The organism is Agrobacterium sp. AGB01 (genome assembly GCF_014851585.1).
In the GTDB taxonomy this organism is placed as follows: domain Bacteria; phylum Pseudomonadota; class Alphaproteobacteria; order Rhizobiales; family Rhizobiaceae; genus Agrobacterium.
Map to the genome: position 1 here is coordinate 176,269 of NZ_JACVAB010000009.1, position 25,845 is coordinate 202,113.

General features: G+C 56.5%; 28 protein-coding genes and 1 pseudogene. 10 read left to right on the top strand and 19 right to left on the bottom strand.

Translation table 11 applies throughout. From position 1 onward, the window contains the following. The first annotated feature begins 40 nt into the window (after nt 1–40). A complete protein-coding gene (locus tag IB237_RS24630; protein ID WP_192491379.1) occupies nt 41–772 on the top strand; it encodes an SDR family NAD(P)-dependent oxidoreductase in 732 nt (243 codons plus the stop codon). A gap of 184 nt (nt 773–956) precedes the next feature. Further along, complete coding sequence (locus IB237_RS24635) at nt 957–1,922, top strand: helix-turn-helix domain-containing GNAT family N-acetyltransferase (RefSeq protein WP_192491380.1); 966 nt, start codon at nt 957–959, stop codon at nt 1,920–1,922. A gap of 83 nt (nt 1,923–2,005) precedes the next feature. Here IB237_RS24635 and IB237_RS24640 read toward each other — a convergent pair whose 3' ends face one another. The 7 genes from IB237_RS24640 to IB237_RS24670 all read right to left on the bottom strand — a co-directional run bounded on the left by IB237_RS24640 (nt 2,006) and on the right by IB237_RS24670 (nt 7,725). Further along, a complete protein-coding gene (locus IB237_RS24640; protein WP_192491381.1) occupies nt 2,006–2,245 on the bottom strand; it encodes a tautomerase family protein in 240 nt (79 codons plus the stop codon). 146 nt (nt 2,246–2,391) lie between these two features. Continuing rightward, entirely contained in the window at nt 2,392–2,784 is a 393-nt protein-coding gene (locus IB237_RS24645) for a DNA breaking-rejoining protein (protein ID WP_192491382.1), read from the bottom strand. A 152-nt stretch (nt 2,785–2,936) separates the two neighbouring features. Further along, nucleotides 2,937–3,584, bottom strand: a complete 648-nt coding sequence (locus tag IB237_RS24650; RefSeq protein WP_192491383.1) for an HAD family phosphatase — start codon at nt 3,582–3,584, stop codon at nt 2,937–2,939. Nucleotides 3,585–3,696: 112 nt separating this feature from the next. Then, nucleotides 3,697–4,455, bottom strand: a complete 759-nt coding sequence (locus IB237_RS24655; RefSeq protein WP_192491384.1) for an SDR family oxidoreductase — start codon at nt 4,453–4,455, stop codon at nt 3,697–3,699. A 477-nt stretch (nt 4,456–4,932) separates the two neighbouring features. After that, nucleotides 4,933–6,018 (bottom strand): alpha/beta hydrolase, encoded by a 1,086-nt coding sequence (locus IB237_RS24660; protein ID WP_192491385.1) that lies wholly within the window; start codon nt 6,016–6,018, stop codon nt 4,933–4,935. 43 nt (nt 6,019–6,061) lie between these two features. Then, a complete protein-coding gene (locus IB237_RS24665) occupies nt 6,062–6,541 on the bottom strand; it encodes a cyclophilin-like fold protein (protein WP_192491386.1) in 480 nt (159 codons plus the stop codon). Beyond that, the gene (locus IB237_RS24670) at nt 6,538–7,725 is read right to left on the bottom strand and encodes an MFS transporter (RefSeq protein WP_192491387.1); all 1,188 of its coding nucleotides are present in this window, start codon (nt 7,723–7,725) and stop codon (nt 6,538–6,540) included. Before IB237_RS24670 ends, IB237_RS24665 begins: the two co-directional genes overlap by 4 nt. 125 nt (nt 7,726–7,850) lie before the next feature. Between IB237_RS24670 and IB237_RS24675 the strand changes: the two genes are divergently transcribed. From IB237_RS24675 to IB237_RS24685, 3 genes are all read left to right on the top strand, one after another. Continuing rightward, nucleotides 7,851–8,744 carry a LysR family transcriptional regulator gene (locus tag IB237_RS24675; protein ID WP_192491388.1) on the top strand — a complete coding sequence of 298 codons (894 nt, stop codon included), beginning with the start codon at nt 7,851–7,853 and terminating at the stop codon, nt 8,742–8,744. 1,201 nt (nt 8,745–9,945) lie between these two features. Beyond that, nucleotides 9,946–10,395, top strand: coding sequence for a hypothetical protein (locus tag IB237_RS24680; protein WP_192491389.1), 450 nt, complete (start codon nt 9,946–9,948; stop codon nt 10,393–10,395). A 53-nt stretch (nt 10,396–10,448) separates the two neighbouring features. Next, on the top strand, nt 10,449–10,883 hold the full coding sequence (locus IB237_RS24685; protein ID WP_192491390.1) for a hypothetical protein: 435 nt from the start codon (nt 10,449–10,451) through the stop codon (nt 10,881–10,883). Nucleotides 10,884–11,328: 445 nt separating this feature from the next. Here IB237_RS24685 and IB237_RS24690 read toward each other — a convergent pair whose 3' ends face one another. The 3 genes from IB237_RS24690 to IB237_RS24700 all read right to left on the bottom strand — a co-directional run bounded on the left by IB237_RS24690 (nt 11,329) and on the right by IB237_RS24700 (nt 14,433). Then, nucleotides 11,329–12,222 carry a dihydrodipicolinate synthase family protein gene (locus IB237_RS24690; RefSeq protein WP_192491391.1) on the bottom strand — a complete coding sequence of 298 codons (894 nt, stop codon included), beginning with the start codon at nt 12,220–12,222 and terminating at the stop codon, nt 11,329–11,331. 12 nt (nt 12,223–12,234) lie between these two features. Beyond that, nucleotides 12,235–12,867, bottom strand: coding sequence for a LysE family translocator (locus IB237_RS24695; protein WP_192491392.1), 633 nt, complete (start codon nt 12,865–12,867; stop codon nt 12,235–12,237). A 123-nt stretch (nt 12,868–12,990) separates the two neighbouring features. Then, nucleotides 12,991–14,433 (bottom strand): PLP-dependent aminotransferase family protein, encoded by a 1,443-nt coding sequence (locus IB237_RS24700; protein ID WP_192491393.1) that lies wholly within the window; start codon nt 14,431–14,433, stop codon nt 12,991–12,993. A gap of 526 nt (nt 14,434–14,959) precedes the next feature. Here IB237_RS24700 and IB237_RS24705 point away from each other — a divergent pair. Beyond that, nucleotides 14,960–15,322, top strand: coding sequence for an endonuclease domain-containing protein (locus tag IB237_RS24705; RefSeq protein ID WP_192491394.1), 363 nt, complete (start codon nt 14,960–14,962; stop codon nt 15,320–15,322). Nucleotides 15,323–15,524: 202 nt separating this feature from the next. Here IB237_RS24705 and IB237_RS24710 read toward each other — a convergent pair whose 3' ends face one another. The 4 genes and pseudogenes from IB237_RS24710 to IB237_RS24725 all read right to left on the bottom strand — a co-directional run bounded on the left by IB237_RS24710 (nt 15,525) and on the right by IB237_RS24725 (nt 18,950). Further along, on the bottom strand, nt 15,525–15,938 hold the full coding sequence (locus IB237_RS24710; RefSeq protein ID WP_371815401.1) for a DUF1801 domain-containing protein: 414 nt from the start codon (nt 15,936–15,938) through the stop codon (nt 15,525–15,527). 172 nt (nt 15,939–16,110) lie between these two features. Continuing rightward, complete coding sequence (locus IB237_RS24715; protein WP_192491395.1) at nt 16,111–16,863, bottom strand: flagellin; 753 nt, start codon at nt 16,861–16,863, stop codon at nt 16,111–16,113. 288 nt (nt 16,864–17,151) lie between these two features. Then, nucleotides 17,152–17,679, bottom strand: a pseudogene (locus IB237_RS24720) (DUF4269 domain-containing protein). A 104-nt stretch (nt 17,680–17,783) separates the two neighbouring features. Then, a complete protein-coding gene (locus tag IB237_RS24725; protein WP_192491396.1) occupies nt 17,784–18,950 on the bottom strand; it encodes an MFS transporter in 1,167 nt (388 codons plus the stop codon). 156 nt (nt 18,951–19,106) lie between these two features. Here IB237_RS24725 and IB237_RS24730 point away from each other — a divergent pair, with 156 nt between their 5' ends. After that, on the top strand, nt 19,107–20,027 hold the full coding sequence (locus IB237_RS24730) for a LysR family transcriptional regulator (RefSeq protein ID WP_192491397.1): 921 nt from the start codon (nt 19,107–19,109) through the stop codon (nt 20,025–20,027). Nucleotides 20,028–20,079: 52 nt separating this feature from the next. On the opposite strand, the gene IB237_RS24735 is transcribed toward IB237_RS24730, so the two are convergent. Continuing rightward, the gene (locus IB237_RS24735) at nt 20,080–21,195 is read right to left on the bottom strand and encodes a metallophosphoesterase (RefSeq protein WP_371815403.1); all 1,116 of its coding nucleotides are present in this window, start codon (nt 21,193–21,195) and stop codon (nt 20,080–20,082) included. Between the two features lie 159 nt (nt 21,196–21,354). Beyond that, nucleotides 21,355–21,747: a glyoxalase superfamily protein gene (locus IB237_RS24740; RefSeq protein ID WP_192491398.1), complete on the bottom strand. Its 393-nt coding sequence runs from the start codon at nt 21,745–21,747 to the stop codon at nt 21,355–21,357. Nucleotides 21,748–22,078: 331 nt separating this feature from the next. On the opposite strand from IB237_RS24740, the gene IB237_RS24745 reads away from it, so the two are divergent. After that, the gene (locus IB237_RS24745; protein ID WP_192491399.1) at nt 22,079–22,462 is read left to right on the top strand and encodes a VOC family protein; all 384 of its coding nucleotides are present in this window, start codon (nt 22,079–22,081) and stop codon (nt 22,460–22,462) included. 207 nt (nt 22,463–22,669) lie between these two features. Here the strand turns inward: IB237_RS24745 and IB237_RS24750 are convergent, their stop codons facing one another. Both IB237_RS24750 and IB237_RS24755 read right to left on the bottom strand, forming a co-directional pair. Further along, nucleotides 22,670–23,047, bottom strand: coding sequence for a hypothetical protein (locus IB237_RS24750; protein WP_192491400.1), 378 nt, complete (start codon nt 23,045–23,047; stop codon nt 22,670–22,672). Between the two features lie 115 nt (nt 23,048–23,162). Beyond that, nucleotides 23,163–23,354, bottom strand: coding sequence for a hypothetical protein (locus IB237_RS24755; RefSeq protein WP_192491401.1), 192 nt, complete (start codon nt 23,352–23,354; stop codon nt 23,163–23,165). A gap of 195 nt (nt 23,355–23,549) precedes the next feature. Here IB237_RS24755 and IB237_RS24760 point away from each other — a divergent pair, with 195 nt between their 5' ends. Beyond that, entirely contained in the window at nt 23,550–23,939 is a 390-nt protein-coding gene (locus tag IB237_RS24760) for a hypothetical protein (RefSeq protein WP_192491402.1), read from the top strand. A 285-nt stretch (nt 23,940–24,224) separates the two neighbouring features. Beyond that, nucleotides 24,225–24,893, top strand: coding sequence for an outer membrane protein (locus IB237_RS24765; RefSeq protein ID WP_192491403.1), 669 nt, complete (start codon nt 24,225–24,227; stop codon nt 24,891–24,893). 113 nt (nt 24,894–25,006) lie between these two features. Here IB237_RS24765 and IB237_RS24770 read toward each other — a convergent pair whose 3' ends face one another. Then, on the bottom strand, nt 25,007–25,744 hold the full coding sequence (locus IB237_RS24770; RefSeq protein ID WP_192491404.1) for an acyltransferase family protein: 738 nt from the start codon (nt 25,742–25,744) through the stop codon (nt 25,007–25,009). Nucleotides 25,745–25,845 lie beyond the last annotated feature (101 nt).

Sequence of the window (25,845 nt, forward strand, 5' to 3'; positions counted from 1 at the left end):
GCATAATTATGGACAGATCAGTCAATAAAGGAGAAACTGAATGACGATCAATGAACGTAAAACGGCTCTGGTATTTGGTGGTGCGCGCGGCATTGGCCGCGCTGCGGTCGAACGGCTGGTAGCGGATGGTTTTGATACCGCCTTTACCTACGTCTCACGGCCAGACAGCGCCAATGAACTGGTGGCTCATGTTGAAGCGCTGGGCGGTCGCGCTTTCGCTATTCAGGCAGACAGTGCGGACCCGGCGGCCATACAGTCGGCGGTTGCCAAAACGGTTGACCTCTTAGGGAATATAGACACGGTGGTGGTCAATGCCGGCATTTTGCGTCTCAATCCAGTTGACGCCGTCAGCCTGGATGAGCTCAACATGATGCTCGACATCAATATTCGCGGTGTCTTCCTGTCCATTCAGGCCACTGTGCCACATTTGAAGGATGGCGGCCGGGTCATCACCATCGGCTCCAATGTCGCCATCAGCACTGGTTTTCCCGGCAGCAGTGTCTACCAGCTGACCAAAGCCGCGGTCGCAGCCATGGTCAAGGGTCTGGCGCTTGATCTTGCGCCGCGCCGTATCACCGTCAACAATGTCCAGCCCGGCCCAACCGACACTGACATGAATGCCGGTATCATCGACATGCTGTCGGCCAGAAGCCCGCTGAAACGTGTGGCAGATCCCGCAGAAATTGCCGGTGTAGTGTCTTATCTCGCCGGTTCCGGTTCGTCCTACATGACCGGCGCAAGTTTGACTATCGATGGTGGACTTACCCTCTAGGCCTGCCGCCACCCACTACCACCGCACGGTCCCGGCCATCGGCCGAACCGTGCGGCAAACCGCCAAACATCTGATGCCGGACTGAGGCTATCTTCGTCTTTCCGATTTTTCATGATCATCATTGACCACCGCCATCGAAACACGCATATGGTTGCATGATGCAACTATATTGAAAGTTCGTGCCATGGCCGTTGAACCCGCAAGTCAGCTTATTGATCACATCCGCGCAACCTCGCGCCATCTGGTGCGGGAGCTCGGTTTTATGGGCGGTGATTTTGCCGGCACCGATCTGCCACCCTCGGCCGTGCATGCGTTGATTGAAATTGAAAAGGGCGGCATGACGGCGCGTGATCTGGCGGCCATCCTGCGTCTGGAAAAATCAAGCGTCAGCCGCATGTTGCGCAAGCTGGTGGAAGCAGGCGATGTGCGTGAAGCGGCCGGTGAGGAAGACACCCGCACCAAACGCCTGTCGCTGACACCGGCAGGACAACAGCGCGTCGCATCCATTCACGCCTTTGCCCGTGCGCAGGTCTCTTCGGCGCTTGGCCGTCTGCACCAAGGGCAGCATGAGACGGTGCTGGAGGGCATGAGGCTCTACGCCGATGCGCTGTTGCCATCAGATCAGAAGCCGGAAGACCGCAAGCCACAATCAAGCCCGGTCGAGATTGTCACCGGCTATAGACCAGGCATCATTGCCCGCATCACCGAGATGCATGCGCTTTATTATGCCCGCACCAGCGATTTCGGTCAGGCCTTTGAAAGCCGGGTCGCGGGCGGGCTGGCGGAGTTCTGCGGCCGTCTTGAAAACCCGCAAAACCGGATATGGGCCGCCATGCGTGACGGCCAGGTGCGGGGCTCGGTCGCCATTGACGGTGAAGATCTCGGCGAGGGCATTGCCCATCTGCGCTGGTTCATCACCGATGATGCGCTGCGCGGCACCGGTGCTGGCAAAAAGCTGCTGGATGCCGCGATGGATTTCGTTGACGCCAGTGGTTTTACCGAAACCCATCTTTGGACCTTCGCCGGCCTCAACGCTGCACGTCACCTCTATGAAACAAGAGGTTTTGCGCTGGTTGAGGAATATGCTGGCAGCCAGTGGGGCCGCGAGGTGCTGGAGCAACGTTTTGTGCGTAAAATCCCGCAAGCGTGAACCAACCTTACCGTCTGACATGACAAAGGCCACCGTTTCGTGGTGGCCTTTTGACATCAAATTTGTGGCTCAGGCCTTGGTATTTATGCCTTGGCCAGATCACCGTAACCGGGGCGTTTGTAAAGTGCGGCCTCATTGGCTGCTATGTCGGGGCCATAAACGGTGGCGTCCCATTCCGGTGGCTCTACCTCGGAAATGGCAACCGAAAGCGATGCATCGGTGGAGCCGAAAATCGCCTTGGCGGCTTCCACCACCTTGGCGGCAAATTCCTGCTTCTGCTCTTCAGTCTTTCCGGGAAACATCTTTACGGAAATATGGGGCATGGTCGTTCCATCACTTTGGGCCAGCTCTCAAGAATCTCTCGGCAGCGGCGGTTACAGTCTCCATCAATATGGCAGAAAGCGTCTGGCGAACACAACGCCGGGTCGGCCGGATGTGGCAGATGAAGGCAGGCGTCTGAACGGGTCGTTTACTGCGCGGAAACCGTCAGCGTGTACTGCGCGGTTTCGTTGCGGCGGGCGGCATTGCGCATCAGGTAAACATCGACAATGTGTTTGCCGGAAACACCAGCAGTAAAGCTTGTGCTGCCGCCGGCAATCGAGCCGTTAAACAGTGCAGTGTCGGCGCCGGGTGCCATCACGTTGAAATAATTGCTGTTGTTGCTGGTATCCAGCTGGATGCTGACGTTCTGGCCGCTTTTTACATCAAGAACGTAGCGCACGGATTGCTGTCCCTTGATGGTGCCTTTGAGGCTGGCGGAAGATGCACCCGCAGCGAAATGGATCGTTTCATTGCGCACATCTTGCGCCAAAGCCGCACAACACATGATAAGCGAAACAAAGGCGGCAAAAACCACACGCATGGCAAACTCCGTGACCGGTTAAATCTCAAAGACGGCGCAGTTTATTTCAGGCGTTTATACGGCGGAAACTGATTTCCCGCAATCTGGCCGCTGATCTGTGATCGGCGCATATATCCTTCGTGATGGCAGGTCCCGTCCTCAAAGGGTAGCGCTTAAAATCCCATAAGACTGGTGGCTTCCTGCAGCGATCCGGCCTGATGGTGGGCGTAAAGGTCACGGCTCATCACCATATCCGGTATCTGGATAACCTTTCCCACACCGGCGTCGATTGCGGCGCGCACGCCAAGGTCGCTGTCGTCAAGCGCCACGCATTGCTCAGGCCGCAGCCCCAATGTTTCCGCTGCCATGACGTAGATGTCAGGCGCAGGCTTGCCACGTTTTACCATGTCCACGCCAATAACCGCGTTCATGCGGTGCAAAAGGCCGGCATGTTGCAATTTCCATTTGGCGCGGTCCGTCTCGCTGTTGGTGGCGATGGCGCGTGGCAGTTGCTGCTCATCCAGCATATCGAGAAAGTCATGCACGCCTGGGCGCAGCGGAATGGCGTCGCGCATGCGTTCATCCATGGCTTCATTCCATGCCCGGTCAAGGGCTGCGCCATCAATGTCACCGCCCAGTTCCTTGCTGATCATGCGGGCGCCGGTGGCGCGGTCCACGCCGACCAGTGCATGAAAAAACGTTGGCGCCACTTCAAAACCCATGCCTTTGAGCACGGCAGGACCGACCTCGAATTGCAGTCTTTCCGTGTCGAGCAAAAGCCCGTCCAGATCAAGCAATACGCCGGAAAACTGCAAAGCCATGGTCAAATCCTGTTTTGGTTGTATGCCGGGTTTCGAATGTGCCCGGTCTATCCGACATGGCACAGCTAGTCCAGCTTACATGACGCATCTGCAGCAATGGACGGGGAGAGACTTACGGTGCCAGCCCGCCAGCAACCGTCAATATGGTGCCAGACACGAATTTCGCCTCCGGTGAGGCCAGCCAGCGTGCTGCATTGGCGATGTCATCGGGCTGGGCAATGCGGCCAAGCGGCGTCATCCGCGCCACCATATCCGGCCGGTCGGGGTTGCCTTCACGCTGGTGCATGTCGGTTGCCGTGGTGCCAACCCGCACCGCATTGACGCGGATGCCGACCGGACCAAGTTCCTTGCCAGCACCGATCGTCAGGGTTTCCACTGCACCCTTGGAGGCGGCGTAATGCACATATTCACCGGGGCTGCCAAGGCTTGCGGCAATCGACGACATGTTGATGATGGCACCACCATCACCGCCCTGGTCGGTCGCCATGCGTTTGACCGCTTCCTGAATGCAATAGACCATGCCGAACACATTGGTGCCGAAAGTGGCAACGAGGCTTTCCGGCTTCAGGCTGGCAATGGTGCTGGCGCCGCCAATGACACCGGCATTGTTGACGAGACAGGAGAGGGGGCCAAGCAGCTTGTCGCAACTGTGGAACATCTGCGCCACCGCATCACGGTCTGCGACATCGGCCTGCGCGGCAATGGCCCTTGCGCCCTCAGATTTGCAGCGTTCCACCGTCTCGCTCGCACCCTCGGCATCGCTGTTGTAATTGACGCAGACGTCATAACCGGCCTTGGCAAAGGCAACGGCCGTTGCAGCACCTATTCCCTTGCTGGCGCCGGTAACGAGGACGATAGGGCGGGTGGACATGGCGGTGTAGGTTCCTTGCTGGTTGACGCACAATGGTTAGCAGCACTGCACGGCAAACGAAAGCGTGGGGTGGAACGGCGCCACTTGCGCCTTTACCTCTACCCTTGTGGGAGAGGACGAAAAATCATGGTCTTAGCTTGCCAAGTGATAGATTTTTCAGGTGAGGGGTTCGTGTATTTGCACGTAGTCAATTGCTTGACACTGGCGATCCAACAAACTCTCCTCATGCCTTGTGCTTGTCACAGGCATCCAGCCGACGCGCGTATGCGCGGCGTGAAGAGTCTTTTCATCCCCAAGACTGGGGATGACTAGATTGCCGCAACAAGCGCGGGAATGTGGGAGGTTATGGCGTCACTCGGCACCCAACCTCTACCCTTGTGGGAGAGGACGAAAAATCATGGTCTTAGCTTGCTAAGTGATAGATTTTTCAGATGAGGGGTTGTGTTGTGCCGCTAACCCAACCATCTCACCGCATAGTCACGCCAAATGTTGCCCGAAGAAATCGGCAATCCGGTCAAACGGGATCTTGTCCATCCGGTCATAGAGATCCGTGTGGTTAGCATCCGGCACGATCACCAGTTCCTTCGGCTCGGCAGCGGCGGCAAACGCCGTTTCGCTGAAGTAACGCGAATGGGCGTTTTCGCCATGCACCAGCATCACCGGGCGCGGAGAAATCTCGGCAATATAGGTCAGGATCGGCATGTTCATGAAGGACAGCGGCGTGGTGCGCGACCATGCGTTGCCAGAGTTGACCGCCCGGGCGTGATACCCACGCGGCGTGCTGTAATAATCATGGTAATCGATCATGAACTGCGGTGAATCCGCCGTGATTTCGGCGTTATAGGCCGGCTGGTAGGCAGGGGTACCGTTTTGTGCATCCAGCCAGCGCTGCTGGCCCAGTTGCTCCAGTGTCTGGGTGCGCTGCTCCAGTGTCACGCTGTCATTGTAGCCTTTGGACATGACGCGGGTCATGTCATACATGGTGCTGGCCACCACGGCCTTGACGCGCTTGTCCGCAGCAACTGCATTCAGCGCCATGCCGCCCCAGCCGCAAATGCCGATAACGCCAATCCGCTCGCGGTCGACGAAGCTTTGCAGGCCGATATAATCCACCGCCGCACTGAAATCTTCAGTGTTGATATCGGGCGAGGCGATGTTGCGCGGCTCCCCACCGCTTTCACCAGTGTAGGACGGGTCAAAGGCCAGCGCTGCAAAACCGCGTTCTGCCATGGTCTGGGCATAAAGGCCTGACGACTGTTCCTTGACCGCGCCAAACGGCCCGCTGATGACCAGAGCGGCCAAAGGTGCGCTTGTGCGGTTCTTTGGCAGGTACAAGTCACCGGCCAGTGTTATGCCGTAGCGGTTTTTGAACGACACCTTCTGATGGTCCACATTTTCGCTTTTGGGAAACACCTTGTCCCATGCATTGTCCTGCGCCAGCGCCGGTGTCACGCCCGCCGCCATGGGCAACAGGCTCATGGTTGCCGCAGTCAGCGCGGTGACCTTCATCAGGTTTCGGCGGCTGGTGTTTGCGCCGGTGGTGGTCTGCTTATCGTTGCTCATGGCAAGTCTCCTGTGTCGTGGAAGGGGGCAAAAGGGGTTGGATTTAACCGATGCGCTCAATGCGCAGCGCAAATTCGCCGGGCACACGAAGTGCCTCAAAACCATCATCAAAACGGCCAAGGCGGATCAGGCCCGGATGTTTGTAGGCACCGTGGAACATCGCCAGATTGCCCCACGGCATGTAATAACAAAGGTCAAACGGCTGTTCGTTGTCGAAGGGGCCATGACCTTCTGTCGTCAGCTTGCGCGGCAAATAGGCAATCTTTTCATTGCCGCCAAAGTCGCTGATCGTCAGGTCCAGCGGCAGCATGGATGCAAAGTCGCGCGCCGAGGCATTGTCATGCAGCGTTGCCGTCATGGTGCGGTTTGCAAAACTCAGCTTTATCCTCATGCCCATCTGCTCCTGTCTGTTGGTCTCTTTGTCGGGGCTGCGCTGGCTGAAGGCGCGGCAGGGGAAAGTGGAGGCGGCAAGAATAGTGGCCAGCAGCGCCCGTCTTTTGGTTTGAGAAATGCGTGCGGTCATGCTGGCCTCCGTGTCACCCGCCATGCGACAAGCGCCAGAAGCGATGAGCCGCATAGCAGCAGTGCACTCATCGAAAATGTCGAGCGCCATCCAAGGGCATCAAATACCAGTCCGCCAAGCGATGCCCCGGCGGTGATCGCCAGCTGAATGACCGCCACCTGCAGGCCGCCGCCGGCCTCGACATCATCAGCCAGTGTGCGGCTTAGCCAGGTACCCCAGCCGACAGGCGCTGCGGTGCTCAGAAAACCCCAGCCAATAAGGCAGGCAAATACTGCAACCGGCCGTTCTCCAAGGGCAATCATCACCCCGGCATTGCAGGCCATCAACAACGGAATTGTCACCAGAATGCTGAACAGGCGGTGTTGTAAAAGCCGGCCAATCATCCACGTTCCGGCCGCACCCGACAGGCCCATGACCAGCAGGAACAGCGACAGGGTTTCAATTCTGACCTGCGTGACCTGCTCCAGAAACGGCCGCAGATAGGTAAACAGCGTAAACTGGCCCATAAACAGCAGCAGTATGGCCGCCATGCCAGTGGCAACAGGCACGCGCAACAACAGCCTGAAAACATTGTGCGATTGGCGGTCAGTCCGGGGTGCAAGGGCAGGCAGCCGCACCCACTGCCACAACAAGGCAAGCAGCCCAATCGGCACCACCAGAAAGAACGCGCCGCGCCAGCCGATATAGGCACCGAGAAGGCTGCCAAGAGGCGCGGAAATGGTGGCGGCAATGGCATTGCCCGCATTCAGCAGCGCCAGCGCCTTTGGCACCTCGCGGGCAGAGACCAAGCGCATGACAATGTCTGTCGACATGGCCCAGAAACCACCGATCGACACACCGAGCAGCGCGCGCCCGACCATCAACAGGATAAAGGATGGCGCAATGGTCACGATAATGCCTGATATAATCAGCAGCCCCGTCAGGCCCAGCACCACAACACGCCGGTCCAGCCTGCGGGTGAGGGTGGCTATGAACAGGCTGGTCAGAACGGCAAAGATGCCGGACACCGATATGGCCTGGCCGGTCGTGCCTTCCGATACGCCAAGATCAACGGCAATGGGCGTCAGCAGACTGACCGGCATGAACTCTGATGCAATCAGCACGAACACGCACAGCGTCATGGAAAGCACGGCACTCCAGGCGGCGCGTCTGCCTTCAATGTCTTCATGATAGGTCAGTGTCATCAGATGTTGTCCTCAGCCCAATCCGATCTCTCGCAGTGACACAAAGATATTGGCGCAGGACTTTTCGAGCAATCCATGCTAATCCGCATGGACTTATCGAAATTCAATATGAATTGAGGCCAGCAATGTTGCGCGAAGACATGAAGGATCTGCTGTGGTTTGTTGAAGTTGCCAGAGAGCAGAGCTTCACCAAGGCCGCTGCCACGCTCGGCACGTCACAATCCACGCTCAGCCACACCATCAAGCAGCTTGAGACGCGGCTTGGGGTGCGCCTGCTGACCAGAACGACCCGCAGTGTGGCCACAACAGAGGCGGGCGAGCGTCTGTTGTTATCGATTGGGCCACGGTTTGAAGGCATCGAAGCCGATCTGGCGAACCTGGTGGCGTTTCGGGAAAAGCCGTCTGGCACCGTGCGTCTGACCCTTTCGGACCACGCATTGCAAACCACCGTCTGGCCAAAGCTTGGCAAGGTCCTGTCGCGATATCCGGACGTCAAGGTCGAGCTTTATAGCGACAACGGCATGCGCAACATTGTCGAGGAACGTTTTGATGCGGGGGTTCGGTTGGGCGAAAGTGTCGACAAGGACATGATCGCCGTTCGCATCAGCCCGGACTGGCGGCTGATTGCCGTGGCATCCCCGGATTATTTTGCCCGCCATGCCGCGCCGGAAACACCCAAAGACCTTGTGGGCCACAGCTGCATCAATCACCGGCAGGCGACATGGGGTGGTCTTTACGCCTGGGAGTTTGAACAGGATGGCCGTGAACTTCGCGTGCGGGTGGAAGGGCAGCTGACCTTCAATTCATCAGTGGCGATGATTGACGCCACGCTGCAAGGTTACGGCATCGCCTATGTCCCGGAAAATCTGGTTGCGGACCATATTGCCGCCGGGCGTCTGGTCAGCGTGCTCACAGACTGGAGCCCACCCTTTACCGGTTACCATCTCTATTATCCCAGCCGTCGGCAGATGTCGCCGGCGCTGGCCGTTGTCGTGGATGCACTGCGCCAGCGTGGGTGAGGGTTGGTGGTCAGACCGCTCCACCCACTCTACGTCATCCCAGGGCTTGTCCCTGAGATCTAACCACCAATCCGCAACCGCACCATGTCTGGTCAGCGTAGTTAGATCCTCACTACCGCGGCGAGGATGACGCACAGAAAATGGTTGGAGCATTGTTTGCCGTTGAGGGCCACTTCAGCCAACCCTTCATGCCTCGTGCTTGCTGTGGGCATCCAGCCGTCACACGTCCGCGCGGCGTGAAGAGTCTTTTCATCCCAATGACTTGGGCTGGCCTGGATCTCTGTGACATCCCTCGGGCCAAGCCCGAGGACAGGGGTGAGGGAGTTTGGAGCACCCACCGAGCCAAATACGATAACCTCAAGGCTGGGGCGGCGCCACCAGCACCCCTACCTCTACCCTTGTGGTAGAGGAAGAAAAGTCATCATCTTAGCTTGCTAAGTGATAGATTTTTTAGGTGAGGGGTTTTGGTTTGATCAGACCGCTCCATCCACTCGACGTCATCCCAGGGCCTGTCCCTGGGATCTAACCACCTATCCGCAACCGCAATATGTCTGGTCAGCGTGGTTAGATCCTCGCCACAGGGGCGAGGATGACGCCGAGATAATGATTGACGCCGAGTATGACAGGCCTCTCAACGGTACGGTCAATCCACTTCGCTATGATTGGCTTTGTGCGCGGACAGCCACCCCAACGGGCCCGCTTTCCTGTACCTGTCACAGGAATCGAGGCCCGCTCAAGTCTTTGGCTGACGAGACTCTTTTGTCGTGCTGGCCATCAACTATGTCGCCTGGGTGGCGGATTGGAACGGCCTGCAACAATCCGCGTGGTAGCGGTCAATGACGCACGACAAGTCTGGTGAGAATTACACTGCAATACAACCTCCCGTAAATTAAAGTTTGCTTGGGGACTAGACCAATTGCACGCTTTGCGTTAATTCTGAAATCTATCCTTGGTTGTGGGGGTATGTTACAATGTCACCTAAGGTCTATGCGGGTTTTGCCGCCTCTGTATTTATTGCGCTTTTCCTTATTTGTATAATTTTGATGGGCAACAACGCTCATCTGGAGCTTGTCCAGAACGGCTGATACGCTTTTTCGCTGCAATTTGTCGGTAGCTACAATTTTCGCAAATTGTAGACCGATGGCACGTCTTGGCGCTAGGTTGAAAATCTATCTTCGGTTGAGTGAGGTTGGTTTTCCATATGCCATCATGGCTGCGCCGCGTGCTGTCTTACGCGTTCTTTTTCTTCGCCGTTTTGGCAATCATTATCATGATGGCGGCCTTGGGTTTTCCTGTTGCCGTCTTGGCTATCATCCCCATTGGTTTTGCCTTTGTTTACAAGATCAAACATACGGCGACAGGTAAACTCATGCCGCAAGATGTTTTGTTGCAAAAAGCCCTGACACCAGTTCTCAAATTTGTGATCAGGACGTTTAATCTCAAGCCACGCACCAGAGCCCTGACGCGACGTGAACGCATTAGCGAAACCGTTGTCGGAAGTATCGTCCTGTCTCTGGTCGCGCTGATTGCTTATTTCCTGGAGGCGAAGTCCGGCGTTTTCGCGTTCCTCGCAGTGGCATGGGTCGCCTGCGTCGTCACGGTGTGGCTGGTCGGCAAGCCAAACCCGAACTGGCCGGATGAAACATCGTGATGGCACGACAGATATCGGATGAACCCCTTTTTGTGACGTCGGGCTTTTTGTAAATGCCAGTGTATGACCGCACGCTTTTGCCAGTTATTTTTGTCGTCGCCTTGGTTTCTGTTTTCAGGATTTGGCAGGGCCATAGCGGAGCTTTCGAGATTTTTCTCGTCGTGATGTTCTGCGCCGATGGCATCTTCTTGATAAAGTACCGCCGCAGGCTGTATTTTTTCATTGCCAAGAGGTCGGCCATTGGCATGGCGCGGCTGATCATGCGGGTTTGTAATCTCAAAACCTGCTCCGAGCCGCCGACTGCTGTGGAAAGTCTGACAACCACTGTTGTCTCGACCATTATCCTGTCTGGCCTTGCGATTACTGTCCACATCAAACAGGCGGACCCAAGCTGGTATGGTGTGCTTGCAGTCAGCGCCTTGACCATCAATGTTGTTGCATGGGTAGTTGACTGGACGGCATTCTCGCGTCGGGATGATGGGGTCTAATGCCGCCTCGGTTCATTTCCCACAACTGATGATTTGACGTTGACGTTGCTCCACCCAGCCCTCAAGCCTCGTGCTTGCTGAGGGTGGTTGGGGTTGCCCAATGCGCGTAGCGCTGAGGCAAAGAATTCACCCCTCACTTGCGATTTCTAACACTTGGCACGTTCGTCCCAAGATGTTGAAATCGCTTTCTCTCCCACAAGGGGAGAGATGGGTGGGCGCTGCACGCATCGAGCAAATCAGCACCCATCAGGCACGTCTTAAACGTTGCTGATGAAATGAAACGGTGAGGCTTGGCGCCTTTACCCCTGTGGGAGAGGAAGAAAAATCATGGTCTTAGCTTTAGCTAAGTCATAGATTTTTCAGGTGAGGGGTCATTACCTCTATAACGACTATTGTTTGACACTGACGGTCCCACAAATTCCCCTCTAGCCTTCTGAGTAAGAACTTACTGTGCCTGCGCACTCTCCAACGCGGCCTTCACCCGCAACCGCGCATCGTCATCCAGCGGCAGGATCGGCAGTGGTGGGGCAAATGTGCCAAGGCCCAATAGTTCGGCAATCACAAACATCACCCGGAAGCTGCCAAACTCCTTGAACAGCGCCCAGAGCGGTGCAAAGGCGGCATTGAGTTGACCGGCCTTCACGCTATCACCATCCAGTGATGCTTGCGCCAGGGTCAGTGTTTCCACCGGCAGCAACCCGGCAATGACGGAATACCAGCTGTCTCCACCGGCCAAAAGCGCGGCGGCGCAGCCCCAGTCGCCGCTATATCCCACCTTGAAGGATGCGGGCGTGGCGGCCCTGATGGCCGCTAGTTCACCGGCAAAATCATCGCCATCGGGCAGGGGCATTTTCACGGCAACGATGTTGGGCAGTTCTGCCAGGCGCGCAATCAACGCCCGTGGAAAGGTAAAACGTGTGGTGCCGGGATTGTTGTAGATGGCCATGGGCAACTGGCCTGCCTCAGCCACTGCTACAAAATGCGCGTAGACTTCCTCATCGCGCAGCGGCGTGTAGGACACCGGCGCCAGCAACAAGCCGTTTGCACCGGCCGTCTTGGCATCGTGCGCCAAGGCCTGCGCCTCATCGGTACGCAACGCGCCAACCCCGACAATGACGGGAATGTCGTCGCCCACGGTGTCCATGGCACAGTCCACCGCTCGGCGGCGTTCTTCGCGGCTTAAAAAGGCATAGCCGCCGGTGCTGCCAAGCAGACCAATCGAGTGCACCTTGGCGTCACGAATCCGGGTCAGAATGCGCGCCAGCGCGTCTGTGTCCACCCGGCCAGCTGCATCTGTGGGCGTGATGGGAAATGCCGAAAGGCCTTCAAAAAGCGACATCGGAATTGGCTTTCAAATGCGTGACAGGAGAAGTTTCAAACCGGCAAGGCCGAAGGATAGCGCTAGCACCCCTTCAATCCAGCGGCGGGCGCGGCGGTACAGCCGCACCATCGGCCCGGTGGAAAACACGATGGCGTAACCGCAGAAAATCGTCACGCTGAGCACCGCGCAGCCGGCCAGAATAATCACCACACCCGTGGTCGAGGCCTGCGACCCAAGACCAAGCGTCATCAGTGCAATCCACGCCAGAATGGATTTCGGGTTCATCAGGTGCATCAGCAGGCCGCGCCGGTAAAGCGCGCCCATGGACGGCACCACCCGGTCACTGTCCAGCGACACCGGCCGGTCTGGCGCAGCCGCAGCGCGTGCCGCCTTGAAGGCCAGAAACAGCAGGTAAAGCCCGCCAAAAATCTGCAGGCCAACAATGGCGCCGGGATAGGTTTTCAAAATCGCCGAGACGCCTGACGCCGCCATCAGCCCCCAGAAAATCGAGCCGCTGACCACGCCAGATGCAATGGCCAGACCCGCCTTGCGGCCATCATTCATTGCAACGCCCATAATGCGCATATTGCTGGGGCCGGGGCTGCCGGCGGCAATGATATAGGCAGTAAAAACAATCAGAAGCTGGTTGATATCAACGGGCATGGATGCGTTCCGAAATCAGGGTGCAGGCTTTGTTTAAAGCAGCAATAAACAGATGGCTGGCAGACCAGAAGCGCCAGTTTTCGATAAAAATACCAGTCCAGTTGGCTGCCGGTATTTAAAAGGCTAGGCCGCCAACACACGGCCCAGCAGCCGCACACCCTGTGGAATGTTCTGTACTGGCATGGTGGCGTAACCGAACACAAATCCGGCCCGCCGCTCAGAGGCTTCGCTGTAAAGCCGCGACACCGGATAAATACCAATGCCGGCCAGCAAAGCGGCCTCTGCCAGCCTTGCCTCGTCGCTGGTTTTCAAGCCGTTGAACCACACCACCACATGCAAGCCGGCCGAGGTACCGACAATCTCCACCCGCTCGCCAAACACCTCGTGCATGACGTCGAGAAACGCCTGGCGCCTTTCGCCATTCAGCCGCCGCATCTTGCGCACATGTCGTTCATAGGCACCGCTTTCAATCAGCGCCGCCAGCGCGTCCTGCTCAAAGGTCGGCGCTTGTCGGTCGACCAGCTGTTTTATGCGGGTAAACGGTTCCACAAGGCCCGGCGGCAGCACCATGTAACCAAGCCGCAGCGTCGGCGACAGGGTTTTGGACACGGTGCCAATATAGATCACCCGGCCACGGCCAGAAAGATATAGCGGCGCAATCGGCCGCACGTCATAACGGTACTCGCCGTCATAATCATCTTCGAGAATATAAGCGTTGCCACTTTCTGCCCAGTCGACAAGCTCGCGCCGCCGCCCGGCAGACAACACGCCGCCCAGCGGAAACTGGTGGCTGGGTGTCACGAAGGCCAGACGGTGTTGGCCGGGCTGCGGCAGTTGTGTGGTGTCTATGCCGTCACCATCACAGGCCACCGGCAATGGCTCCGCGCCGATGGTTGTGAACACATTGCGCGCCATGGCGTAACAGGGCTCTTCCACCACAACCCGGTCTCCGGGGTTCACCAGCGCCCGCGCACACAGATCCAGCGCCTGTTGTGAACCATTGACGACAACAATCTGCCTGTAATCGCAATTTATGCCGCGTGCCCGCCACAGATAACCCTGCAAGGCCTGCCGCAGCGCTTCGCTGCCGGCGGGGTCGCCGTAACCCAGTCGCTCGCGCCGGGTCAAAACGGCCGATGTCAGCGCCTTGCGCCATGCCAGTTTGGGAAAATCATCCGGTGACACATCGCCGTAACGAAAGTCGTAGCGCAGGCCGGGCCGGGCGGGCAGGTGGCTTTGCGGCAGTGCCATGGTGCGCTCGGCATAGGCGGAAAGGCCCGGTGTGGTGGCGCTGGCCTTGTGGGGCACCTCGCCATCATCGCCGGCCATGTTGTCGTTAACCACAGGCCTTGCGCCCTGGCGCACCAGCACATAGCCCTCTGATATCAGCTGCTCGAATGCGGTGGTCACGGTGGTGCGCGAAACGCCCAACTCTTCCGCCAGCGCCCGGCTGGACGGCAGGCTGGCACCCGGGGCGTAAACGCCGCTGGCAATCTGCTGGCGCAGGCCAAGATAAATGCCCCGCGCCGTGCCCACCTTGTTGTTACCCTGCACCAACTGGCCCACCTTATGTGTGAAAACGGAACTGAAATGAGAGCCAGTTTGGGGGTGGTGTCAAGGGGGCGGGTTTTCGCCCTTACCTCTACCCCTGTGGGAGAGGAAGAAAAATCATCGTCTTAGCTCGCTAAGTGATAGATTTTTCAGGTGAGGGGTAGGTTTTACGTGGCGCTCATAACGCTTAGGTATCGACTTGAACGTGACCCCTCACTTGCGATTTCTAACACTTATGGCTGCACCTTAAGATGTTGAAATCGCTTTCTCTCCCACAAGGGGAGAGATGGGTGGGGCCCGCCCCCTTGAGGCGCATCTTGAGCGTTCCTGATTAAGGTAATGTCGTGCCGCTGGCGCCCTTACCTCTACCCTTGTGGGAGAGGACAGAAAATCACGGTCTTAGCTTCAGCTAAGTCGTAGATTTTCTTGGTGAGGGGTTGGTGCTTTCCAAGCCTGCCAAGTCATAAATTTCCAAGCTGAGCCTATGTTGATTTCTGCAACGAAAGATTTCATCCTGCGCCGATACAACTGAGACCGACGCATGGCACATCATCACCAGCCGCCGCCCGTAAATCGCCTGCGTGCCAGGACGATGCGCAAGGATTCAACGCTAGCGGAAAACATGTTGTGGCAGGTCATTCGTGGCGGCAAACTGGAGGGCTTGAAGTTCCGCCGGCAGGTGCCGATGCACAACTGCATTCTCGATTTCGTCTGCTTCGATGCCAGATTGATTGTCGAGGTCGATGGCTCTCAACACGCGCTAAGCGATGCAGACCGTCAGCGTGATGCATTTTTCCGTGAGCAAGGTTTTACGACCCTGCGGTTCTGGAATGACGAGATCGAACGCAATCTCGACTTTGTTTGTCTTTCCATTCTGTCACATGCTTCAGGGCTTGTGAAATAGACCCCTCACTTGCGATTTCTAACACTTATGGCTTCGTCCCAAGATTTTGAAATCGCTTTCCCTTCCACAAGGGGAGAGATAAGCCGGTTGCCGTGCCACTGGCGCCCTTACCTCTACCCCTGTGGGAGAGGAAGAAAAATCACGTCCTTAGCTCGCTAAGTGATAGATTTTTCAGGTGAAGGGTCCGGACCCTCACACCACCTCAAATCTTCTCGCCCGGCAAGACACTTGCCTGTTTCACCCAGTTCGTAAACTGCGCCTCGTCAAAGGCGCCGGGCTCATCGATGTGGAAATAGCGCACACCGAACTGCTTGGAAGTGTGTTTGGGCACAGGCGTCAGGTCGGTGCCCTTAAAGAATGTCACCTTGATATAGCGGGTCATGCAGTGAAACGCCACGAACGAGATGCCGTCACCGACGCCATAAAATGGCGTGTTCCAGCGCACCTTCTTGGCAACATCAGGCACCACTGACGTAATGATTGCATCGAGCTTTTGCCCGACGCCCTGTTTCCAGCCGGGCATGGCGGCTATGTAAGCCTGCACCGGTGCGTCGCCATCGCCCTTTGCGATTTGCGGGTTGCCGCCGGAAAGCAGCACAGGTGGTTTTTCGCTCACTGCACAATCCTTTGCGACTGTCGCCAGACCTGAAAGTGGCTTGCCGCAGCCAGTCTCCCGCACACGTCTCTTACTGCAAGTCTGCCACACCTGAACGCCAATGATGAGCCAAAAACGCAAAAAAAATGCGTGAGGGTCGCTCACGCATTCTCATGTTTATCTGTTGCAGGTGTTAGCCGCGCAGAAGTGCTGCCTGAATGAGGGCGATGCTGGAATTGCCCATCGAAAGTCTGGCTGCAGACATCGCTTCCGAAGCCGAAGTGGCGAACGCCAACAGTTCACTGCGGTCTAGTGGCGCAACGTCACGCACAGCAAGGCCTGAGCTTTTGGCAGAACTTGCCACGCTGTCTGTGTAGTTTTGCGTTGCTGCTGAAAGCGCGGCACCGTTGCTGGCGCGGGCTGCTGAAACACCGTCCTGAGCGTTGCCGAGCGCTGTCAGCATGCCGGCATAGTCGTCAGCCGTTGTCGATGCAGAAATACTGATGTCACGCGAACCGGCGCCACCCACCAGGCTGTAGGAGGTGCCATTTCCGCCGTCATAGGACTTGGACAATGCGTCGCTGCTGGTGCTACCAGAAATCGTCTTCAACTCACCCTTCAGGTCGGAAAGTTCCTTGTTGATTGCATCGCGGTCGGTAGCGGATGTGTTGTCGCCGGCAGCCGTCTGAACCAGGGTGGTCATTCTGTTCAAGATCTCGTTCGCGTTGCCGAGCTTGGCTTCCTCGGTCTGCGTCTTGCTAACGGCTTCCTGTACTGCAGTTGCTGCGGAATTGTCGGCCTTTGGCGGCAGGACTGGGGCTTGTTGCGCTGTGTTGACACGCAGGTTTGAAGACAGGCGCGACAGCGAGTTGGCAATGCTGGCGTTGCTGCGCTGAAGATTGGCCTGGGCGTTCAGGGATGGAATGTTGGCGGTAATGCTAAGCATGTTGTTCTCTCTAAAAGAATAGATGAAGTATAGAGTTTAGAAAGTGGCTTCATGCCTGTTAGTCCACGCTCGTCATTTGCGTGCTGTTGAGGGCAATATGCCCACCATCAGTTGAAATGGGTTGTAGTAATTCACTACAATTTTAAGCGACGACGTTTTTTCTTAAGTTTTGAACGCAACAAACGCGGGATAACGAGTCTAAATGGCACGTCTGTCATGTTGGACCGTAGCAAAACGATACAAATCGTAACAAATGACAGAAAAATACAGTTGCGCGGCACTTGTGCGTTAAGAAAAGCCAGCCTGTTTAAGTCTGTCGACAAGAGCTTCATCTGTGTCATCACAGAGTTTTAACATCCCGGCGTAAGCATCGCCCCGCATTCCAAGTGCAGCCCAGAAGGCCGGTTCGGTTTTGTAGCCTTCACTACGCAGTGACATGATCTTTGCTTTGAAAGTCTCGCCGCCCAAAGCAAGCAACCGCTGTTCAATGGTAAAGTGCCGCCATCCTGCCTACTGTTTTACTGGCTGGGGGCTGGCATAGATTTCAAATTCCCAACCATCAGCTTGAAAATTGGCAATCAATGGCCGGTCACCGGACACCCATTGCCAACAACTGAACCCGGCGTGGTTGCTGTAGAGAGACACTATAGTGTCAAGAAACACGGCAGCGTCAGGCGCACAGCACAATATATCAATGTCGCTGGTGTCGGTGTGCACACCCAGCGGCGGTGTGCCAGCCACATGCGGATCGTAAGCGCTAAGATCTTTCAGAATGCCCAATCGTTGAATGGCGTGGCTGTAGTGCGGCCGGTTCATGTCGGGTCCCTATATTGTCGCGGCGTCCATAAATGCAAAACACCGCGCCGGACTGTGCAAGACAGTGTCCGGCGCGGTGCCTTGTCTTCTATTCACCTGTTTTATCAGCAGGCCTGTGCCTGGGGAAGGCGACGGCTGATCTGCACCAGCGCCAGTGCGGCAAGGGCCGCCACACCACCGGCCACCGGCACATAGGCGTAATCAACCCCGGCATTGATCACCATGCCGCCAATGCCCGCACCAATGGCATTGCCAAGGTTAAACGCACCGATATTGATGGAGGAGGCGAGGCCCGGCGCTTCAGACGCCGCCTGCATCACCCGCATCTGCAACGGTGGCACAATGGCAAAGGCTGCCATGCCCCAGACAACCAGCGTAATGGCCGCACCAATATGGGTGCCCAGCAGCAAGGGCGACAGGAACATCATCAGCGACAGCAGCGCCAGAAACACAGAGGCGGCACCGGTCAGCGACCAGTCAGCGGCACGACCACCAACATAATTGCCAATGGTGAAACCAACGCCAATCAGCACCAGCGCAATGGTAATGAAACCTTCCGATGCGCCGGTCTGGTTGGTCAAAATTGGCGCGACATAGGTGTAGAGCACAAACATGGCGCTGGCACCGAGCACGGTGGTCAGCAATGGCAGCAGCACGTCAGGCCGCATCATCACCTGCAATTCACGGCGCACGTCAGGACGTTTGCCAGCAGCACTTTTTGGCAGCGCAAGCGCCAGACCACCCATGGTGATAATGCCCAGCAACGCCGTTGCGCCAAAGGCCTCACGCCAGCCAATCTGCTGGCCAATCCAGGTGGCCACTGGCACACCGCCAATATTGGCAATGGTCAGGCCCATGAACATGGTGGCAACTGCGGTTGCCTGTTTTTCCGGCCGCACAAGGCTTGCCGCCACCACGGCACCAAGTCCGAAAAACGCACCATGGTTAAGGCTGGTTACCACACGGGCAATCAGCAATGTCCAGTAATCTGGCGCAAAGGCCGAGAGCACATTGCCAAGGGTGAAAATGCTCATCAGCGCAATCAGTGCCGTGCGTTTGCCGAAACGCGAAAACAGCAGCGTCATGACGGGCGCACCCACCATAACCCCCACCGCATAGGCGCTGACCAGCAGCCCGGCCGACGGGATGGACACATCAACACCATCCGCAATAACGGGCAACATGCCCATGGGTGCAAATTCGGTAACACCAATGCCAAAGGCGCCCACGGCCAAGGCAAGCAACGGCCAGTTAGGTCCGGTCTTTTCCATCATCATTCCTCGATCAGGACTTTTATCGCCGCTTGGGAGGAGGCGAAGCGTTTTTGAAAGCTAAATATGACAGGAAAAATAGGGTCATACACCGCGCTTGACAACGCCGTTTCACGGCATCACATCTATGAATCATATTCACAAATGGATAGGACTATGGATAACCGTGCTGGCGAGATGGATGTATTTGTGCGGGTGGTGGAAACCGGAAATTTTTCCGAAGCCGCCCGCCAGTTGAATATCACTCCCTCCAATATATCCAAGCTGATTGGCCGTCTGGAAGAACGGCTGGGCGTGCGGCTGCTGGAACGGTCCACCCGCCGCCTGTCGCTGACGGCAGAGGGCAGGCGTTATTATGAGCGCAGCCAGGGTCTGCTGGCAGAGCTGGATGATATTGAACGTGACGTGTCCCGCGGCGCGGCCGCCAGTGGTGGCGTGGTGCGCGTAACCTCATCGGTCGGGTTTGCCACCGTCGCGGTAGAGCCGCTGCTGCCGCAGTTCTGGGCGCTGTATCCCAATATCGTGGTTGACCTTTCCTTGTCTGACGAGATTGTCGATCTCTACCTTGATCGTACCGATGTTGCGTTTCGCATCGGCAATCTCGGTGATTCCTCGCTCACCTCTGCCAAGCTTGGCACCGCGCAGCGCCGGGTCGTGGCATCACCGGCCTATCTCAGGGAGCATGGCGGACCACAAAACCTGCAGGACCTGAAAAACCACCGCTGCCTTGGGTTCAATTTTCGCCGTTCGAAACAGATTTCCGCACCGCGCACCAACCGCCGCATCTGGGATTATTCGCCCGGCGCCATTCTGCTCGGCAATAACGGGGAATCCGTGCGACGCATGACTGTCATGGGCATGGGCATAGCGCAGCTCGGTGAATATCACATCAGGGATGATCTGCGCTCCGGCGCGCTGGTGGAAATTCTGCGCCATGAGGTGGACGGTGACACGGAAGACCTGCACGCGCTGTTTATGGGCGGGGAACGCCTGCCACATCGCGTGCGGGCCTTTCTGGATTTCATGACACCACGGCTGCGCGCCTTTCTGGATGATGCCACGCAAACATCGAGATAACAAAACGGCACCTGAGAAGATGCCGTTTTCAGGTTAGATCAACGAAATCGCGTCAGACGGATATTAGCGTGATGACCGTCAGTTCCGATGGCACACCCAGCCGCACGGCAAAACCGATCCACAGCGCCGTGCCGTTGTTGACGTAAAGCTGCATGTCACCCACCTGATAACGGCCGGAGACGAAGCCGTTGTTGAACATGGCAACGATGCGGTCAAAACCCCAGATCATGCCGCCATGCGTGTGGCCAGACAGCTGCACGTCCACACCCAGATCGGCTGCATTCTGCGCCATGCGCGGCTGGTGGTCCAGCAGCACGACGACATTGTCAGGTGGCGAACCGGCCAGCGCCTTTTGCAGGTCTGGCCCTTCCTGGCCAAATGGCACGGCGCTGCGGTCGGTCACGCCGGCCAAAGTCAGGCTGGCCCCATCGCGCTCAATCAGCGTGTGCTGGTTTTCCAGCACCTGCATGCCCAGCGCCTTAAACTGCGCCATCCACTCCGGACGACCAAAATAATATTCGTGATTGCCGGGAATAACCCAAACACCGTCAGGCGCGCGCAGGTCGCCCAGCGGCGGCACATCGTTTTTGCGCGCTTCGATCGTGCCGTCAATCAGATCGCCGGTGATCACAATAAGGTCGGCACCAATGGCATTGGTGGCGGTCACGGTCGCCTCGGCCCATTCGCGTTGAAACAGCCGGCTCAAATGCAGGTCGGTCAGCTGCACAAGGCGGTAACCGTCAAACTGCTGCGGCAGGTCCTTAATCTCCAGCGTCACTTCTTTCAGCGAAGGCACGCGCAGCGCCTGCGACACGCCGTAGCTGGAAAGTCCCAGCGACAGCGCTATGATGATGGCGCGTGCCGTCAGCGAAACACGCACCTGGCGACGTTTCACCAGGGCGATCAGCACGGAGACGATGTCACTGATGAGCTGCATCATTGCCGCCAGTACGATGAACACGAAGCCGATATTGACGGCTATCATCACCGCACGCGGCACCTCGGGCGAAAACATGTTGCCGGTGGTGACACGGGTAATCAGGTGATGCTGCGAAATAACCACCAACGCCACGGCGACGATGATCTTGACCAACCGTGAGGTCGGCAGCGGCATGATGGTTCTGACAATAACGTAAAGGCAAAGTGCCAGTTTAAACAGATCAAACACTTGGAACAAAAGGACATCATCCTGAAAAAACAACTTCCGAGTGGAAGCAGGTTATGGATTCTCAAATTGGCTCGTTAGCCGGATAGGGCGTTTGGGCTTGCTGGTCACTTCAAATTTTTATGACTGGCGTGTCTTGCTGTAAATAAGCCGCATGCTGGATCACTGTTGTTGCGTATAGGTGACAAAGGAAATGACGTTGCCATCGGGGTCTATGATGTGGAAATCCGTGCCGCCCCATTCCTGCCGCGTCGGCATTTGCGCCACGTCGACGGATTTAGCCTGAAACTCTTCATACAGGCTATGCACATCCGTTACTTCAATCGTCGCCAGGATCAGGGATGGTTCCGTCGGCGCCAGCGCAGCAAAGTTTGGTGCATCAACATGGCGCAGGTGCAGGCAGGCCTGACCGCGTGAAACCGAACCGTAAAATGGTGGTGTGCCATAGAGAAAATCCACGCCAAAACCCAACCTGTCGCTGTAGAAGCGGCTGCTTGCCGAGACATCACGCACGAACAAGATCGGCACAGCGGGTTTGAAAACAAGGCTGTTCATCACACTCTCCCAACACAGGTCGCAACTCAGTGACCATATAACCACACCAACCCGCCTGTCAGTTCCATTATGAAATTTGCCGAATTATGCGCAGTCGGTAACCGCCGCACCTTCCTGTTGTTCATGCAGTAAATACACGTTTGTGCACGGTGTGAAAAATAACGTGCATTGTTGTGCACGTTTTGGCGAATTATTCAGTAGTTGCGAATGATTCAGTCTTCCAGCGCCGCCAGAATTGGCTGACTGTGCTGGTCGCTGGGCCATTTACACCTGAAGCTCAACGCACGGGCACGGGGTAAAACAATCTTGTCTGAAAGGCTGAAATCTCATCATGCGCATTGCCCATACCGCACTCTGGACCCGTGACCTCGATGCCGCCGCTGCCTTTTGGCAACGCTATTTTGGCGCAGAGGTGGGCGAGGCCTATCACAGCAAGCGCCGCGAAGGGTTCGTGTCGCGTTTTCTGCAACTGCCCGACAGTGGCGACCAGATTGAGTTGATGACCGGCCCTTGGGTGCGTGGTGGTCTGGAGCATGACCATCTTGGCTGGGACCACATTGCCATTTCGCTTGGCAACCGCGCCGCTGTTGATGCACTAGCCCGCCGCTGCGTGGAAGATGGCTGCCTGATGTCCGGTCCGCGTTTGACCGGCGATGGATTTTATGAGGCCGTGATCATTACGCCGGACGGTACGCCGGTGGAAATTACCGAATAATGGCCGCAACTTTTTACCTTCGCCACCTCCGGAAACGTTGCAATTTCCTTGGCGAATGCTGGCGGTAGTCCCGGCTGCCGCCAGCACTTTTTTAAGAAAGCAAATCCTGCGCACGGATGCCGTTTTTCAAATCAGGCCTTGCCATAGCTCGTCTGTCTTCCCACCGCGCCGTGAGCCCAAAGGGCAGGGCGCAAAGAGCGGGGTCGCTCACTGAACAGACAGCGTAAACTCGCAATGCTGTTTGCCGATCCAGGCGGATCGCGTCAGGAAAAACGATACTTTGTAGGAATTGTTGATCATCGCGGCCAGCGGCACTGTGATCGGAAACTGACCATATTTGGCATAGTCGTGCTGGCCAGTGGTCTGCATTTCAACGCCGCAAATATCGTTACTGGCATCAAATTTCAGCGTCACGGCTCTGGCGGCATCGGACGTGATGACAAAGGACTTGGCATCGCTGCCAGTGACGGTGCTTTTGAAGATTTGTGCTGCGCCGCCAGCAACGACAATTTCCGTTGCAGCCTCGCGCGCGTCGGCAGTCAGGGCATGCAGGGAAAGGGCCGTAAACAGGATGATTCGACGCATGGAGTTCTCCAGAAAATCCACACTGCGCAGATATCATGGCCAATAGCCAGTAAATTCGCTGGCATCACCAAGTGCGTCAAAAAGGGGCGTCGAACCTGGCGCCCCTGATTGCTTGTCATAAACCCTGAAATAGTCGCTCCGGTTGCCGCTCTCCAGCCCGAAACCGCGACAGAATGGCGTGGCGTTTTGAAAGAAGGTCTTCCACCGGCAGCTTGTGCTGGCGGGACCATTCAAACATCTGGTCGGTCAGCTTGTCCATATCGTCGAAGTCAACGGGCGCAGACATGGTGCGAAGGTCTGTCATCATGAAATTCCCTTGCTGGCGAAAAGGCCATCGGTGCTTCAACCAAGCGCATGGCGTTTTGTTCCGTGCCTTTCCATGCCATGGACCTGTCTTCGAGGCAGCTCCGGCACGCCAATATTTTAGCCCATCACCCATTCGGGGGATTTGGCCGGGCCCGCCGTCTGTTAGCGTGGGCCTGCATGCCAAAGGGGGCTTTCAATGCACAAATTTATCACCACACTCGTTCTGTCAGTCGCATCACTTGCGCTGGTGTCCACCACGCCGGCCTTTGCACAAGCCAAGGCAACACAGGCCAAAACCGCCAAGGCCAACGCCTGGGATGGCACATGGAGCGGCACCAGCAGCGGCGGCGGCAGAAAAACCACCGTGAAGATCTCCAACGGCAAGGTCACCTTCTGGACCAATAACGGTTTCCCGCGTCCCAAGGTCACCGGTTCCGTATCCGGCAACAGCGTCAAGCTGGATGACAACAATGGCTGGAAAGGCACCATGACAATGCAGGGTGAAGGCAAGGCCAAGATCAGCGCCTCCGGCATCGGCAACAACGGCAAACCGGCCCAAAACAGCGCGCTGCTGCGCAAGCACTAACCGCCAGCGAACAGCCCGCGACCTTCAATCCATTACAGACACCGCCACCCCGGCATACAAACCGGGGTGGTGGCGTTGGCAATTTGTTGGGCCAAACCGACCCGTGAACGAGAGCCATTTGGCATCACATCCGGTGCGCAGCGTTTTTGGTGACACTTTTTTAAGCGTAATTTCCGCAGATGCCTCGTATTGAAGCAATGTTTAAGTGTGTGATCTTTTAGTTACATCTTATATTTCGGATCGGTGTAATATGCCCTCATGAAATTTTGGAGAGGGTTTAGTATCATGAAGAAACTAGCACTGAGCGCCGCATTCATTCTTGCAGCATCCTCCGCAATGGCTGCAGACGCTGTTTACGAAGTACCTGCAGCACCGGTGGCCGTAGAAGAGACACCTCTGTTCAACTGGACCGGTTTCACCGCAGGTGTGCAGGGCGGTTACGCCTGGAACAACAACGACGCCGATTTCGGCGGTGGTTTTTCTGCTGATTTTGACGGCGGCATCCTCGGCGGTTTTGTCGGTTACAACCATCAGCTCGACAATAACTGGGTCATCGGTATCGAAGGTGATCTCGAAAAGAACTGGGGCGATGACTCCTTCGCTATAGGCGGTGTTACCGCCTTCAACTACGGCCTTGATTGGCAGGGCTCTGTTCGTGGTCGTGTTGGTTACGCCTTTGACCGTGCGCTGCTCTACGGTACAGCTGGTTGGGCCGTCGGCCGCGGCTTCCTTGACGTACCTGTCGCTGGCGTCGGACAGAAAGAAACCTTCAATGGCTTCACCGTCGGCGCGGGCGTGGATTACGCCTTCACCGACATGGTCTTTGGCCGCATTGAATATCGCTATACCAACTTTGGCGACAAGGACTTCGACTTCACCGGCGTCGGCGGCCCGGTCATCAATTCCGACCTTGACCAGCACGCCATCCGCATCGGCCTTGGTATCAAGTTCTGATAACTCCACACGGAATAACAAAAAGCCCGGGCACGTCCCGGGCTTTTTTGTGTTTTGAGTTTGGTAGGGGGGCATCAGATGGGGGGAACCCTATTCGTCACGCCCTCTCGACATCAAGCCGAGGGTGCGACACCGCGCGTTTTCCGGACTGGAAGTTCTGGCGTGCGATACACCCAAGCCAAACCGACCCTTTCAGCGAACTCTTTAGCCGCAATAGACAAGCCGACAGACGAAATCACTATCATCGGAGAAACGAGAAGCGGCCACGGCATCTGCGGGCTTAACATGGAGCTGAAAGCCGCAGCTAAGATCGCGACAACGAAGATATGGGTCACATAAATTGCCGTCGTATTTCTGCCGATATAAAGCATAGTCGACTTGAGTAGCGAAATTTTTGTAAGACCGAGCGATAAAGAGCAGCCGAGAACAAGGCCTACAATAGATAGAGACGTTCTCAGCAGACCTACGGCTATCAGGTTACCAGCGGCAAGCCTCAACGCAAAGTATTTGATGAAAACGAAGCCTGCAAACGCTACCGCCACAGTAATTATCGGGCGATCAGTCACCAATTCACGCAGCCGCTGACCTTGAAAACAACCAAGAAGGAAGAAGAACAGGTAGGTCAGCACATTTCGATAAGCGAAATTTTCTGGACTGATAATGCTTCCCCACGTCAGCGCGGCTAACAGAAAACTTACAACCAAAGTCACAGCTGGAACACTCTTCACAGCCTTCGCTACAACAAAAAATATCGCTAAGGCCCAGATAAACCAAAGGCCACTGTGGGGTAGTATCCACATCTCGGCTAATTGAAAAAGATCGTCGCCCTTGTAACTTCCCATTTCCGCCATTTAGCGCTGTAATGCCAAATGCGGTGACGGATGAAAGACCGCAACTCCCTAGGGCTTTGAAGCCCGTGAATGAGCAAGGGTCTTCATCCGTCGTTCCATCG

Bases quoted from the DNA above. Each gene is read 5' to 3' on its own strand.
- IB237_RS24690 (WP_192491391.1), bottom strand. From the start codon at position 12,222: ATGTCGCTTTTTGAAGGCCTTTCGGCATTTCCCATCACGCCCACAGAT.
- IB237_RS24725 (WP_192491396.1), bottom strand. From the start codon at position 18,950: ATGGAAAAGACCGGACCTAACTGGCCGTTGCTTGCCTTGGCCGTGGGC.
- IB237_RS24655 (WP_192491384.1), bottom strand. From the start codon at position 4,455: ATGTCCACCCGCCCTATCGTCCTCGTTACCGGCGCCAGCAAGGGAATA.
- IB237_RS24755 (WP_192491401.1), bottom strand. From the start codon at position 23,354: ATGATGACAGACCTTCGCACCATGTCTGCGCCCGTTGACTTCGACGAT.
- IB237_RS24705 (WP_192491394.1), top strand. From the start codon at position 14,960: ATGGCACATCATCACCAGCCGCCGCCCGTAAATCGCCTGCGTGCCAGG.
- IB237_RS24635 (WP_192491380.1), top strand. From the start codon at position 957: ATGGCCGTTGAACCCGCAAGTCAGCTTATTGATCACATCCGCGCAACC.
- IB237_RS24645 (WP_192491382.1), bottom strand. From the start codon at position 2,784: ATGCGTGTGGTTTTTGCCGCCTTTGTTTCGCTTATCATGTGTTGTGCG.
- IB237_RS24730 (WP_192491397.1), top strand. From the start codon at position 19,107: ATGGATAACCGTGCTGGCGAGATGGATGTATTTGTGCGGGTGGTGGAA.
- IB237_RS24760 (WP_192491402.1), top strand. From the start codon at position 23,550: ATGCACAAATTTATCACCACACTCGTTCTGTCAGTCGCATCACTTGCG.
- IB237_RS24765 (WP_192491403.1), top strand. From the start codon at position 24,225: ATGAAGAAACTAGCACTGAGCGCCGCATTCATTCTTGCAGCATCCTCC.
- IB237_RS24675 (WP_192491388.1), top strand. From the start codon at position 7,851: ATGTTGCGCGAAGACATGAAGGATCTGCTGTGGTTTGTTGAAGTTGCC.
- IB237_RS24650 (WP_192491383.1), bottom strand. From the start codon at position 3,584: ATGGCTTTGCAGTTTTCCGGCGTATTGCTTGATCTGGACGGGCTTTTG.
- IB237_RS24685 (WP_192491390.1), top strand. From the start codon at position 10,449: ATGCCAGTGTATGACCGCACGCTTTTGCCAGTTATTTTTGTCGTCGCC.
- IB237_RS24740 (WP_192491398.1), bottom strand. From the start codon at position 21,747: ATGAACAGCCTTGTTTTCAAACCCGCTGTGCCGATCTTGTTCGTGCGT.
- IB237_RS24770 (WP_192491404.1), bottom strand. From the start codon at position 25,744: ATGGCGGAAATGGGAAGTTACAAGGGCGACGATCTTTTTCAATTAGCC.
- IB237_RS24660 (WP_192491385.1), bottom strand. From the start codon at position 6,018: ATGAGCAACGATAAGCAGACCACCACCGGCGCAAACACCAGCCGCCGA.
- IB237_RS24670 (WP_192491387.1), bottom strand. From the start codon at position 7,725: ATGACACTGACCTATCATGAAGACATTGAAGGCAGACGCGCCGCCTGG.
- IB237_RS24640 (WP_192491381.1), bottom strand. From the start codon at position 2,245: ATGCCCCATATTTCCGTAAAGATGTTTCCCGGAAAGACTGAAGAGCAG.
- IB237_RS24680 (WP_192491389.1), top strand. From the start codon at position 9,946: ATGCCATCATGGCTGCGCCGCGTGCTGTCTTACGCGTTCTTTTTCTTC.
- IB237_RS24695 (WP_192491392.1), bottom strand. From the start codon at position 12,867: ATGCCCGTTGATATCAACCAGCTTCTGATTGTTTTTACTGCCTATATC.
- IB237_RS24745 (WP_192491399.1), top strand. From the start codon at position 22,079: ATGCGCATTGCCCATACCGCACTCTGGACCCGTGACCTCGATGCCGCC.
- IB237_RS24630 (WP_192491379.1), top strand. From the start codon at position 41: ATGACGATCAATGAACGTAAAACGGCTCTGGTATTTGGTGGTGCGCGC.
- IB237_RS24715 (WP_192491395.1), bottom strand. From the start codon at position 16,863: ATGCTTAGCATTACCGCCAACATTCCATCCCTGAACGCCCAGGCCAAT.
- IB237_RS24750 (WP_192491400.1), bottom strand. From the start codon at position 23,047: ATGCGTCGAATCATCCTGTTTACGGCCCTTTCCCTGCATGCCCTGACT.
- IB237_RS24665 (WP_192491386.1), bottom strand. From the start codon at position 6,541: ATGACCGCACGCATTTCTCAAACCAAAAGACGGGCGCTGCTGGCCACT.